The sequence below is a fragment of the Verrucosispora sioxanthis genome (assembly GCF_010560025.1).
In the GTDB taxonomy this organism is placed as follows: domain Bacteria; phylum Actinomycetota; class Actinomycetes; order Mycobacteriales; family Micromonosporaceae; genus Micromonospora; species Micromonospora palythoicola.
Map to the genome: position 1 here is coordinate 30974 of NZ_SAIY01000009.1, position 11725 is coordinate 42698.

13 protein-coding genes are annotated in these 11725 nt (G+C 74.2%); 3 read left to right on the forward strand and 10 right to left on the reverse strand.

Going from position 1 to position 11725, the window contains the following annotated elements; translation table 11 throughout:
* Nucleotides 1-4: 4 nt before the first annotated feature.
* Entirely contained in the window at nucleotides 5-658 is a 654-nt protein-coding gene (gene yczE / locus ENC19_RS22915; protein WP_164449167.1) for a membrane protein YczE, read from the forward strand.
* Between the two features lie 143 nt (nucleotides 659-801).
* Nucleotides 802-1263: a hypothetical protein gene (locus ENC19_RS22920; RefSeq protein WP_164449168.1), complete on the forward strand. Its 462-nt coding sequence runs from the start codon at nucleotides 802-804 to the stop codon at nucleotides 1261-1263.
* A 47-nt stretch (nucleotides 1264-1310) separates the two neighbouring features.
* On the opposite strand, the gene hisF is transcribed toward ENC19_RS22920, so the two are convergent.
* From hisF to hisD, 8 genes are all read right to left on the reverse strand, one after another.
* Nucleotides 1311-2078 carry an imidazole glycerol phosphate synthase subunit HisF gene (gene hisF / locus ENC19_RS22925; protein ID WP_164449169.1) on the reverse strand — a complete coding sequence of 256 codons (768 nt, stop codon included), beginning with the start codon at nucleotides 2076-2078 and terminating at the stop codon, nucleotides 1311-1313.
* 67 nt (nucleotides 2079-2145) lie between these two features.
* A complete protein-coding gene (locus ENC19_RS22930) occupies nucleotides 2146-3144 on the reverse strand; it encodes an NADP-dependent oxidoreductase (protein ID WP_164449170.1) in 999 nt (332 codons plus the stop codon).
* An 86-nt stretch (nucleotides 3145-3230) separates the two neighbouring features.
* Nucleotides 3231-3956, reverse strand: coding sequence for a bifunctional 1-(5-phosphoribosyl)-5-((5-phosphoribosylamino)methylideneamino)imidazole-4-carboxamide isomerase/phosphoribosylanthranilate isomerase PriA (gene priA / locus ENC19_RS22935; RefSeq protein ID WP_164449171.1), 726 nt, complete (start codon nucleotides 3954-3956; stop codon nucleotides 3231-3233).
* Between the two features lie 22 nt (nucleotides 3957-3978).
* Nucleotides 3979-4299 carry a hypothetical protein gene (locus tag ENC19_RS22940; protein ID WP_164449172.1) on the reverse strand — a complete coding sequence of 107 codons (321 nt, stop codon included), beginning with the start codon at nucleotides 4297-4299 and terminating at the stop codon, nucleotides 3979-3981.
* Between the two features lie 30 nt (nucleotides 4300-4329).
* Nucleotides 4330-5001, reverse strand: a complete 672-nt coding sequence (gene hisH, locus ENC19_RS22945; RefSeq protein WP_164449173.1) for an imidazole glycerol phosphate synthase subunit HisH — start codon at nucleotides 4999-5001, stop codon at nucleotides 4330-4332.
* 203 nt (nucleotides 5002-5204) lie between these two features.
* A complete protein-coding gene (gene hisB, locus ENC19_RS22950; RefSeq protein ID WP_164449174.1) occupies nucleotides 5205-5816 on the reverse strand; it encodes an imidazoleglycerol-phosphate dehydratase HisB in 612 nt (203 codons plus the stop codon).
* Nucleotides 5813-6934 (reverse strand): histidinol-phosphate transaminase, encoded by a 1122-nt coding sequence (locus ENC19_RS22955; RefSeq protein WP_164449175.1) that lies wholly within the window; start codon nucleotides 6932-6934, stop codon nucleotides 5813-5815. The genes hisB and ENC19_RS22955 overlap by 4 nt, the downstream gene beginning before the upstream one ends.
* Nucleotides 6931-8301 (reverse strand): histidinol dehydrogenase, encoded by a 1371-nt coding sequence (gene hisD, locus ENC19_RS22960; protein WP_164449176.1) that lies wholly within the window; start codon nucleotides 8299-8301, stop codon nucleotides 6931-6933. The genes ENC19_RS22955 and hisD overlap by 4 nt, the downstream gene beginning before the upstream one ends.
* A gap of 107 nt (nucleotides 8302-8408) precedes the next feature.
* On the opposite strand from hisD, the gene ENC19_RS22965 reads away from it, so the two are divergent.
* Nucleotides 8409-9104, forward strand: a complete 696-nt coding sequence (locus ENC19_RS22965) for an LON peptidase substrate-binding domain-containing protein (protein ID WP_164449177.1) — start codon at nucleotides 8409-8411, stop codon at nucleotides 9102-9104.
* A 174-nt stretch (nucleotides 9105-9278) separates the two neighbouring features.
* Here the strand turns inward: ENC19_RS22965 and ENC19_RS31930 are convergent, their stop codons facing one another.
* Together ENC19_RS31930 and ENC19_RS22975 are read right to left on the reverse strand one after the other, a co-directional pair.
* Nucleotides 9279-9566 carry a hypothetical protein gene (locus ENC19_RS31930; protein WP_208020996.1) on the reverse strand — a complete coding sequence of 96 codons (288 nt, stop codon included), beginning with the start codon at nucleotides 9564-9566 and terminating at the stop codon, nucleotides 9279-9281.
* A 530-nt stretch (nucleotides 9567-10096) separates the two neighbouring features.
* Nucleotides 10097-11365 carry a MinD/ParA family ATP-binding protein gene (locus ENC19_RS22975; RefSeq protein WP_235945043.1) on the reverse strand — a complete coding sequence of 423 codons (1269 nt, stop codon included), beginning with the start codon at nucleotides 11363-11365 and terminating at the stop codon, nucleotides 10097-10099.
* Between the last annotated feature and the right edge of the window lie 360 nt (nucleotides 11366-11725).

Below are 11725 nucleotides of genomic sequence, written 5' to 3' on the forward strand. Positions count from 1 at the left end.
ATGCGTGGCAATGATTGGCAACCTCCGGCACCGGCCGGCGCGACGGCTGACGCACCTGTTCGTCGGGCTCGTCCTCTACGGCTTCAGCATGGCGCTGATGATCCGCTCCGGGCTCGGCCTGAACCCGTGGGACGTCTTCCACCAGGGGCTGTCCCGACTGACCGGCCTGAGCATGGGCACCGTGGTCATCGCGGTGGGCGCGCTGGTGCTGCTGGCCTGGATCCCGCTGCGCCAGCGTCCCGGTCTCGGCACCGTCGCCAACGTGGTGGTGATCGGCCTGGCGGTCGACGCGACCCTGGCCCTGCTGCCCCCCGGGGGGCCACTCGCGCTGCGGATCGTCCTGCTGGTCGCCGGGATCGTCGGCAACGGCGCGGCCACCGCGCTCTACCTCGGCGCCCGCCTCGGACCCGGCCCCCGGGACGGGTTGATGACCGGCCTGGTCGCCCGCCGCCCCGGCCGGTCGCTACGCCTGGTCCGCACCATCATCGAGGTCGGCGTGCTGGCCGTGGGCGCCGTGCTCGGCGGTACGGTCGGCATCGGCACCATCGCCTACGCGCTGACCATCGGGCCACTGGCCCAATTGTTCCTGCCCCTGTTCGACGTCGCCGAGCCGAAACCACCGACGGTGGAACGGATCGAGCCGGCCCCGGCCACCTGACGACCACCCAGCGCCACGGACCCATACCGGATCGAGTCGGTTCCGTCCAGCCGCATCGACTGTCGGCAATCATGATGCCACTCACGGTCGCAGTGCGGCGGTCGGTGTTTTCCTGAAGCCGGGTCGCCCGGCAGAATCTCCGCATGGGGGACAACGCCTGGCGTCGTACCGACGCATGGATCTTCGTCTCGCTGGTGATCGCCAGCGGCGCCGGACGTCACCGACGGTCCACGACCACCCGCCGCCCCGAGGGAGTACGCCTCGCCGACGTGCTCTCCACGGCCGACCATCTCGACCACAGCATTCCCGAACGGCACGACATCGAGGAGGCGATCCGCCGGTTGCTCGGTGCCGGGCTGGTCGACGTCTCCGACGGCTGGTTCCGGATCACTCCCGACGGCGAACACCTGTGGCGCTCCCGGCCCAGCGCCGGGCTGGCCACCACCGTCGACACCGTGCAGGGGGTGCTCAGCCGCCGGCACGCGCCCGGCACCGCGGACTGGCACCTCGACGAGCAGGAGCACGCCGCCGCCGTACAGGAATATCTGGTGCGCTCGATCCCGATGCCCCGACGCTCTCCCGAGGGACACTCCGGCCGCGGCTGACCGCCGTACGCCCGGGCGCGACCTGCCGCCGGTGGTGCCCAGCGGCGTCAGCGCACCGGGTGGCCGGCGCCGCGCAGCACGTCCTTGACCTCCGCCACGGTCAACTCCCCGAAGTGGAACACGCTGGCGGCCAGCACCGCGTCGGCGCCGGCGCCGATGGCCGGCGGGAAGTGGGCCGCCGCACCGGCGCCCCCGCTGGCCACCACCGGGACGTCGACGACCCGGCGCACCGCGCCGATGAGTTCCAGGTCGAAGCCGGCCTTGGTGCCGTCGGCGTCCATCGAGTTGAGCAGGATCTCGCCCGCGCCCAGCTCGGCGCCGCGTCGCGCCCACTGCACGGCGTCCAGCCCGGTGCCGCGCCGCCCGCCGTGGGTGGTCACCTCGAACCCGCTCTCGGTGCTGCCCGCCGGTGCCCGCCGAACGTCGAGCGAGAGCACCAGCACCTGCCGACCGAACCGCTCCGCGATCTCCGCGAGCAGTTCCGGACGCGCGATCGCCGCCGTGTTCACGCCTATCTTGTCGGCTCCCGCGCGCAGCAGGGTGTCCACGTCCGCGACCGTCCGCACGCCACCACCGACGGTAAGCGGAATGAAGACCGACTCGGCCGTACGGCGGACCACGTCGAGCATGGTGCCCCGGTCGCTGGACGAGGCGGTGACGTCGAGGAAGGTCAACTCGTCGGCACCCGCACGGTCGTACGCGGCGGCCAGCTCGACGGGGTCACCCGCGTCCCGCAGGTCGACGAAGTTGACGCCCTTGACCACCCGTCCCGCGTCCACGTCGAGACAGGGGATCACCCGTACCGCCACCGTCATGCGACGAGCCTATCGCCGCCCGGACGACGCCCGGCACCCCGCTCGACCCGACGGTCCGCGCCGCCGGTCACAGCCGCACCAGCATCTTGCCGAGGTTCTCCCCCCGCAGCAGGCCGAGGAAGGCCGCCGGGGCGTTCTCCAGGCCGTCGACGATCGTCTCGTCGTAGGCGAGTGCGCCCTCGCGCAGCCACCCGGAGACCTCTCGCACGAACTGCTCCCGCAGGTGGCCGTGATCATTGACCAGGAAACCGCGCAGGGTCAGCCGCTTGCCGATGACCTGGGCCAGGTTGCGCGGGGCGGCCGGCGCCTCGGTGTCGTTGTACTGCGCGATCATGCCGCAGATCGCCGCCCGGCCGTGCACGTTCATCGACGAGATGGCCGCCTCCAGGTGCTCGCCGCCGACGTTGTCGAAGTAGACATCGACCCCGTCGGGAGCGGCGGCCCGCAGCAGGTCGCGTACCGGGCCGTCGTGGTAGTCGAACGCGGCGTCGAAGCCGAGCGCCCGCAGCCGCTCGACCTTGGCCGCCGACCCGGCGCTGCCGACCACCCGGCCCGCGCCGCGGAGCCGGGCGACCTGGCCGACCATGCTGCCGACCGCACCGGCCGCCCCGGAGACGAAGACCGTCTCACCCGGACGCATCGCGGCCACCTCCAGCAGCCCGGCGTACGCGGTCAGCCCGGTCATCCCGAGCACACCGAGATAGGCGGTCACCGGCGCCAGATCCGGGTCGACCTTGCGGGCGGTCCTCGCCTCGACCAGCGCGTAGTCCCGCCAGCCGAGGCCGTGCAGCACCGTGTCGCCCGGGGCGAAACCGTCGGCGGAACCGTCCACCACCTCACCGACCGCCCCGCCGTCGAGCGGCGCGTCCAGGGCGAACGGCGGTACGTAGGACCGCACGTCGTTCATCCGCCCGCGCATGTACGGGTCCACCGACATGTACCGGTTGCGCACCAGCAACTGCCCCGGACCGGGCGTGGGCACCTCGGCGGTGACGAGCCGGAAATTGTCCTCGGTGGGCCAGCCCTGCGGGCGGGCGGCCAACTGGATCTCACGGTTGGTGGGCACGGGAGCGTCCTTCCTCTGCGGGTCGGGCGACGGCACGGTGGGGCGGCGGCGCGGCCGGGCGGCGGCGCGGTCGGGCCGCAGCCGGATCACGGGTTCGCGAGGACCGCCAGGGCCTCCGCCACGGTGAACGCCTCCGCGTAGAGCGCCTTGCCGGCGATGACCCCCTCCACGCCGACCGACTCCAGGGTGGCCAGGGCCCGCAGGTCATCCAGGGTGGAGACGCCGCCGGAGGCGATCACCGGGGCGTCGGTACGGGCGCACACCTCGCGCAGCAGGTCCAGGTTCGGTCCGCGCATGGTGCCGTCCTTGGTGATGTCGGTGACCACGTAACGGGAGGCACCGGCCTTGTCGAGCCGCTCCAGCACCTCGTACAGGTCGCCGCCGTCCCGGGTCCAGCCCCGGGCCGCCAGGGTCCGGCCGCGCACGTCCAGCCCGATCGCGACCCGGTCGCCGTACTCCGCGCAGACCCGGTCACACCACTGCGGGTCCTCCAGCGCGGCGGTGCCGATGTTCACCCGCTCGGCACCGGTGGCCAGCGCGGCGCGCAGCGAGGCGTCGTCCCGGATGCCACCGGACAGTTCCACCCGTACGTCGAGGCGGCGCACCACCTCGGCGAGCAGGTCGGCGTTGCTGCCCCGGCCGAACGCGGCGTCGAGATCGACCAGGTGGATCCACTCGGCACCGTCTCGCTGCCACGCCAGCGCGGCCTCCAGCGGGTCGCCGTAGGTGGTCTCGCTGCCCGCGGCGCCCTGCACGAGCCGGACGGCCTGGCCGTCGGCGACGTCCACGGCGGGCAACAGGGTGAGGCTCATGTGTCGGGTCCCTCTCGCATGGTCAACGGCGGTCCAGGGCGATCACCACGATCACCGGCAGGACGAGCAGCAGCAGCAGGATCAGCCCGACCCGCAGCGCCAGGTCGGGCACGAACACCCAGATCAGGGTGATCGCGGCCAGGGTGAGCGCCACGATGGCCGCCCGCTCGCCCTGGGAGTATCGGGGCAGCCGACCGGTGCGGCCACGACGCACCGTCGGCACCACCCGGCGGACCAGCGCCCGACGGCGCGCCCGGCGGGCGGCGGCGCGTTCCCGCAGCACCCGCTGCCGGGCCGCCTCCGCCTCCCGGGCCGCCCGCCGCTGGGCCCGTTCCCGGCTCACCGTGGGCCCCGGCGGGCGCCACCGGCCGGCTCAGTCACCGGCGGGCACGGTGGCCAGCCAGTTGCGCAGCAACGCGGCACCGGTGTCGGCGGACTTCTCGGGGTGGAACTGGGCGGCCGACAGCGCACCGCGTTCCACCGCCGCGACGAAGTCACAGTCGTGGTGGGCCGTGGTCACCCGGGCCCCGGACGCGGTCAGCGCGGCCGGGTCGGCGACGGCGTACGAGTGGACGAAGTAGAACCGGCTGTCGGCGGGCAGGCCGGCGAAGAGCACCGAGCCGACCGGCGCCTGCACGGTGTTCCAGCCCATGTGCGGCAGCCGGGCGGCGGCGAGCCGGGTGACCGTGCCCGGCAGCAGGCCCAGTCCCTTGGTCACCACCCCGTGTTCGTCGCCGGACTCGAAGAGGATCTGCATGCCCACGCAGATGCCCAGCACCGGGCGGCCGGCGGCGACCCGCCCGGCGATCACCGGCCCGGCACCGATCGCCTCGATGCCGGCCACGCACGCGGCGAAGGCACCGACCCCGGGCACCACCAGGCCGTCGGCGTCGGCGGCGGCGGCGAGATCGCCGGTGACCAGGACGTCGGCGCCGGCAGCGGCCAGCGCCCGCTCGGCGGAACGCAGATTGCCCGAGCCGTAGTCGAGCACCACGATCCGACGCCGTCCACGCGGGGTCGCCCCGCCGTCGGGCCGGCCGGTCATGACCCGTCCCCGGCAGCAGCCAGAGCACACCCGCGGCGGTGGCCAGCACCGCCAGCAGCGCGGTGACGACCACCGCGCCGCGCGGCGCCCCCTGCCGGTGCAGGGACAGCGCCCCACCGACCAGCACCCCGGCCAGGATCAGCAGCAACGTGGGCAGGATGCCGCTCACCGGCGACACCTCCGCCGCACCGCACCCGGGCCGCTCACAACGCCCCCTTGGTGCTGGGAATCGCCCCGCCCGCCGTCGGGTCCACCGCGGTGGCCTCCCGCAGCGCCCGGGACACCGCCTTGAACTGCGCCTCGACCACGTGGTGGGCGTCCGGATGCCCGCCGGGGCGGGCCGCCCGCAACACGTCCACGTGCAGCGTGATCCGGGCCGCCTGACCGAAGGATTCCCAGATGTGCCGGGTCATGCTGGTCGGGTACACCGGGCCGATGTACGGCGCCAGGGGCGGCTCGTCGTGCACCACGTACGGCCGGCCGGAGAGGTCGACGGCCGCCCGGACCAGCACCTCGTCCATCGGCACGGTGGCCGAGCCGTACCGGCGGATGCCCGCCTTGTCGCCGAGCGCCTGGTCGACCGCGGCACCGAGGGCCAGCGCGGTGTCCTCCATCGTGTGGTGCGCGTCGATCTCCAGGTCACCCACGGTCCGCACGGTCAGGTCGAAGCCACCGTGCCGGGCGATCTGGTGGAGCATGTGGTCGTAGAAACCGACCCCGGTGCTGATCTCGGCCACTCCGGTGCCGTCGAGGTCGATCTCGACCAGGACCTTGGTCTCCTTGGTGATCCGCTCCACCCGGGCGGTCCGGCTCATGATGTGCCTTTCGTCGGTAGCGGCGGCGGGGCGATCAGCCCCTCGCGCTGGATATCGTGCACGGCGGCGAGGAAGGCGTCGGTCTCGGCCCGGGTACCGGCGGTGACCCGCAGCCAGCCGGGCAGCCCCACGTCACGCACCAGCACGCCGCGCGCCAGCAGCGCCCGCCAGGCCACCGACTGGTCGCCGCCGACCTCGTACAACACGAAGTTGGCGTCGCTGTCGGCGACCCGCAGGCCACGACGACGCAGCTCGGCGACGATGCGGTCACGTTGCTCGGATATCTCGGCGACCGTGGCGAGCAGGGCGTCGCGGTGAGCCAAGGCGGCCCGCGCGGCGGCCTGGGTGAGCGCGGAGAGGTGGTACGGCAGCCGGACCAGCTGCACCGCCGCCACCACCGCCGGATCGGCGGCCAGGTAGCCCAGCCGGCCACCGGCGAAGCCGAACGCCTTGCTCATCGTCCGGGTGACCACCAGCCGTGGGTGACCGGGCAGCACCGCGAGGGCGCTGACCGTGCCCGGCCGGGCGAACTCCGCATACGCCTCGTCGACCACCACCATCCCCGGGGCGACGTCGAGCACCGCGCGGATCACCGTCGGGTCGAGCGCGGTGCCGGTGGGATTGTTCGGCGAGCAGAGGAAGACCACGTCCGGCCGGTGCTCGCGGACCTGCGCGACCGCCTCGTCGGCGGTCAACGCGAAGTCGACCCCCCGGCGGGCCGGCACCCACCGGGTGCCCGTGCCGAGCGCCAACAGCGGATGCATCGAGTACGCCGGGGTGAAACCGAGCGCGCTGCGCCCCGGCCCACCGAACGCCTGGAGCAGCTGCTGCTGGACCTCGTTGGAGCCGTTGGCCGCCCACACCCCGTCGGCGGTGAGCCCGTGGCCGAGGTACCCGGCCAGGTCGGCCCGCAACGCCAGCGCGTCCCGGTCGGGGTAACGGTTGAGATCGCGCAGCTCCGCGGTGAGGGCCTTGCCGATCGCCTCGGCCACCGCCTCCGGCACCGGGTGGGAGTTCTCGTTGGTGTTCAGCCGCACCGGCACGTCGAGCTGCGGTGCACCGTACGGCGACCGTCCCCGCAGGTCGTCACGGATCGGCAGGTCGTCCAGTCCGGTCATGCGGTGGCCCCGGTCTGCGCCGACGTGGCCGGTTCGCTCCGCGGGCTCCCGGCGGCGTCGGGGAACCGGGCGGTGACCGCCTGGCCGTGCGCCGGCAGGTCCTCCACGTTCGCCAGCGTCACCACGTGCCCGGCGACCTCCCGCAGCGCCTGCTCGGTGTACTCCACCACGTGCACGCCGCGCAGGAACGACTGCACCGACAGCCCGGACGAGTGCCGGGCGCAGCCCCCGGTGGGCAGCACGTGGTTGGAGCCGGCGCAGTAGTCGCCCAACGACACCGGCGAGTACGCGCCCACGAAGATCGCCCCGGCGTTGCGTACCCGCATCGCCCACTGGCGGGCGTCGACGGTCTGGATCTCCAGGTGTTCCGCCGCGTACGCGTCGACCACCCGCAGCCCCGCCGCCAGGTCGTCGACGAGCACCACGCCGCTCTGCTCGCCGCCCAACGCGGTGCCGACCCGCTCGGCGTGCTTGGTCGCCGGCACCAGTCGGGCCAGCTCCCGGTCCACCGCGTCGGCCAGTGTGACCGACGGGGTGACCAGCACACTTGCCGCGAGGGGGTCGTGCTCGGCCTGGCTGATCAGGTCGGCGGCGACGTGCACCGGGTCGGCGGTGTCGTCGGCCAGGATCGCGATCTCGGTCGGCCCGGCCTCCGCGTCGATGCCGACCACCCCGCGCAGCAGCCGCTTCGCGGCGGTGACCCAGATGTTTCCCGGTCCGGTGATCATGTCCACCGGGGCGCAGTGCGCGCTGCCTGCGGCGTCGACGGCGCAGCCGTACGCCAGCATCGCCACGGCCTGGGCCCCACCGACGGCGTACACCTCGTCGACGCCGAGCAGCGCGCAGGCGGCGAGCACCCGGGGGTCGGGCAGGCCACCGTTGTCCCGCTGCGGCGGGCTGGCCACCACCAGCGACCGGACACCGGCCGCCTGGGCGGGCACCACGTTCATCACCACGGTCGACGGGTACATCGCCAGCCCACCGGGAACGTAGAGGCCGACCCGGTCGACCGGGAGCCACCGCTCGGTGACCGTGCCACCCGGCACGACCTGGGTGGTGTGGTCGACCCGTCGCTGATCGGCGTGCACCCGCCGGGCCCGGGCGATCGACTCCAGCAGCGCCGCCCGGACCTGGCCGTCCAGCGTGCCCTCCGCCGCCGCGATGGCCTCCGCCGGCACCCGCAGCACCTCCGGGGCTATCCCGTCGAACCGCTCGCTGGCCTCGCGGACCGCCGAGTAGCCATGCTCGCGCACCGCCGCGACGATCGGGCGGATGCGCTCGACCGCCACGGAGACGTCGAGCTGGGCGCGAGGCAGCAGGTGGCGCGGGTCACGCGCGCCACCGCGCAGGTCGATCCGGTTCAACACGCCTGCGAGTCTAGGCGGCCGTCCGCCGGGCCGACCGGCGCCGCCCGCTGTCCGGGACGGTGAGCCGGGACACGCCACCGCCCGCGGATCGGGCTACGCTTGATCACGTGACCGAACGGCTACCGGTGTTCCCGCTCGCCACGGTGCTCTTTCCAGGGCTGGTACTGCCGCTGCACATCTTCGAGGAGCGCTACCGCGCGCTGGTCCGGCACCTGGTCGCGCTGCCCGACGGGGCACCGCGCGAGTTCGGGGTGGTGGCCATCCGCAGCGGCTGGGAGGTCGCCTCCGGTCCCGGTCAGGAGATGTCCGGCGACGTCACCCTGCACGAGGTGGGCTGCACGGCCGAGCTGCGGCAGGTCACCGAGTTGGAGGACGGGGGCTTCGACATCGTCACCGTGGGGCGGCGACGGTTCCGGGTGGGCGAGGTCGACCGGAGCTCCGCGCCGTACCTGACCGCCGAGGTGCGGTGGTTGCCCGAGCCGGACGGCCCGGACGAGACCGCCGACCTGCTGGCGGCCCGGGTGATCGCCGTCTTCCGGCAGTACCTGGGCCTGATCCGGGCCGAGGCCGGTGAGCTGACCGAGCAGCTACCCGAGGATCCGACGGTGCTGTCCCACCTGGTCGCCGCCACCGCGGCGTTGACGGTGACGGACCGCCAGCAGCTGCTCGCCATCGACGACACGGCGGCCCGGCTTCGCGCCGAGCTGCACCTGCTCAACCGCGAGGCGGCGCTGCTTCGCCAGGTGCGGGCGGTTCCGGTGCCGCTGGCGGAACTGGCCTCGCCGCCGCCGGCCCCGAACTGACCTCGCCCTCGCGTCCCGCCGGCCCGGAACCGGCGTCTTCTCCCAACCCGCCGGCCCGAACCGGCGGCCGCCGGCCTGCGGGCACCGGCGCGGGCGCGGTGAGCCAGGTCACGTCCGGCTCCGGCTCCGGCCGCAGCGACGGCCACCGCGACCAGCCGGCGAGCAGGGTGTACGTCACCGCGGCGGCGAACGCCGGCAGCAGCACGTGCCGTAGGGCAGCGGCAACACCCCGAGGAACAGCTCGATCCCGCCGGCCCGCAGGTCAGCCGGCTTACTGAACCAGGTGCCCTCCAGGGCGGTGTCCAGCAGCCGCTGGTAGCCAGCCAGGCCGACCTGACGCCCACCTGCCAGGCGACCAACGCGGCGGCGAGCGCACCGGCCGCCGCGACGACCAGCCCGACCGGTCCGGTTCTTGCGCAGCAGGAACCACACGGCCAGCGCGGTGAGCACCCGAAAGGCCAACCCGAGCAGGCTGAACCACCCGTCGGCGGCGATCGGCTGCTCCGGCTGCGCCTGGCCGTAGACCGCGCCGTCGCCGCTCCTGACGACCGGGGTGGTCGGCGCGATCGCCCAGACCCATCCCAGCGGGGCCCCGAGCAGGCTCCAGCGCCAGCACCGTCGCCGCTCCGACCGCCACCACGCGGCCGAGCCCGGCCGCCCGCCCGCCGGTCGACTCGGTGGCCTCGGCGGACGACCCGACAGCCCCGCCGCCGCGTCGCTCTGGCGACACGGCGCCCTCGGCGGCCGGCCCGATGGCCCGTCGGCCCAGTGTCCGTCGGCCCGGTGTCCGACTCGGTGGGCGGCCCGACGGCGTCCGTCGCCGGCCGGCTGGTCGTCGGCTCGGTCGGCGACGCGGGAAGGCGGTTGGCGGCCGTGCGGGCGGTTCGGCGGCGGGGGTGCTCGGGCTCACCCGATGATCCTCGCAGCTACCGTCGTCGGTCGTACACCGTGTCGCGGCAGCGGCTCGCCGTCAGCCGCCCGGCACGCACCGGTCAGCGGCCGAACGGCTCCAGCATCGCCGAGGCCGCCCGTAGCCAGGCCTGCCGGGTCTCGCCCTGAAGCTGGTGGTACTCGATCGACGAGCCGGTCTCCAGCGCCGGGTCGTACGGCACCACGGTCACCGTCCGGGTCCGGGTGGCGAAGTGCTTCTCCAGGTCGTTCTGCAACGGCAACCGGCCCGGGGTGGGGCAGGAGATCAGCGTGACGGCGTTGTCGGCCAGCTCGCCCATCCCCTCCTCGTGCAGCAGGTCGAGCATCCAGTCGGCGCTGAACGCCGCGTCCTCGCGGGGCACCGTGGTGACCACCAGCTGATCGGCCGCCTGCATGACGGTGCGCCAGTTCGGGCTCTCCACGTTGTTGCCGGTGTCCACACAGATCACGTCGTGGGTGCGACGCAGCAGCTCCAGCACCCGCTTGACGGTGAACTGGTCCAGTCGTTGGGCGAACCGGGGACTTTCCTCACCGGCGAGCACGTCGTACGACCCGTCGGAGGCGTGCCGCAGGTAGTCGTCGAGGATCTCCAGCAGCTCGGCGCCCTCCCGGATCTCGATCTGGACGAGGTCGGCGACCAGGTGTCGGATGGTGCGGGCATGCCGGGCGCTGCCGGCGCGCAGGCCGAGGGTGCCGCGTAGCTCGTTGTCGTCCCAGGCCAGCACACCACGGCCGCGTACGCTGCCGACGGTGGCCGCGGCCAGCACGGTGGCGGTGGTCTTGTGCACCCCGCCCTTCGGGTTGGCGAAGGCGATCACCCGGGGCGTGCCCAGGTCGCGACGGAGCACGGCGGCGGCCCGTTCGAGGTCGCTGCCGGCGCTCTGCCCCGCCATTCGATCCGTCCGGGACGGCCGCACCGTTGCCGGTGGTGCCACGGCCGGCGAGGTCACTGGTGCCACCGCCGGCACCGGTGCCGCCTGCGGCGGCGGGCTCGGCGGCGCCACCCGGCGGCGCCGCCGCCGCCGAGTGCGGCTGGTAGCCACCGTTGTCCAGCAGGGCGTACCGGGACTCCACCGGTGGCCCGGCGTGCCGGTAGCCGTTGTCAACAGGGTGTACCGGGACTCGACCGGCTCCGGCCGACGCGGCTCCGGCACCGCCGGGTACGGCGGCGGCCCCGGCTGCCCCCGGTACGGCTGGGCGGGAAGCGCCGGGTCGACCCGGTAGGCCGGTTCGGCGCGGTAGGCCGGCTCCTCGCCGTACGACCGGTCCGCCGGCTGCCCGACGGCCGGTACCTGGCCCGCGTAGCCGCTGCCCGGCCCCCGCCGCGGCAACGGCTCAGGCGACGGTGCCGGCTCCTCACCCCGCCGCTCGGCCGGCGGCTCCTGCCGACCGCCGGGGCGGGCTCGGTCGAGCAGCGCCCGCCACCGCGGTGCCGGTTCGGCGGGCCGTCCCCCAACCGGTCTCGCTGCCCTCCACGGATCGCCTCCCCAGCGCTTCGGTCTCCGTCTGACAGGCTACGAACGAAAGCCTATTGAGGCCACACCGGGCGGCACCCGGATCTGTCGACAACCGTCACGGTGTCCGCTCCAAATCATCCGTGTCGGCGGTGTCTCGCCGAGGTGGACGGCGTCCATGTCGACGCCCTGGGTGCCGGCGAGGGCGGCGACGGCGACGTGACGAATCCGTCACCC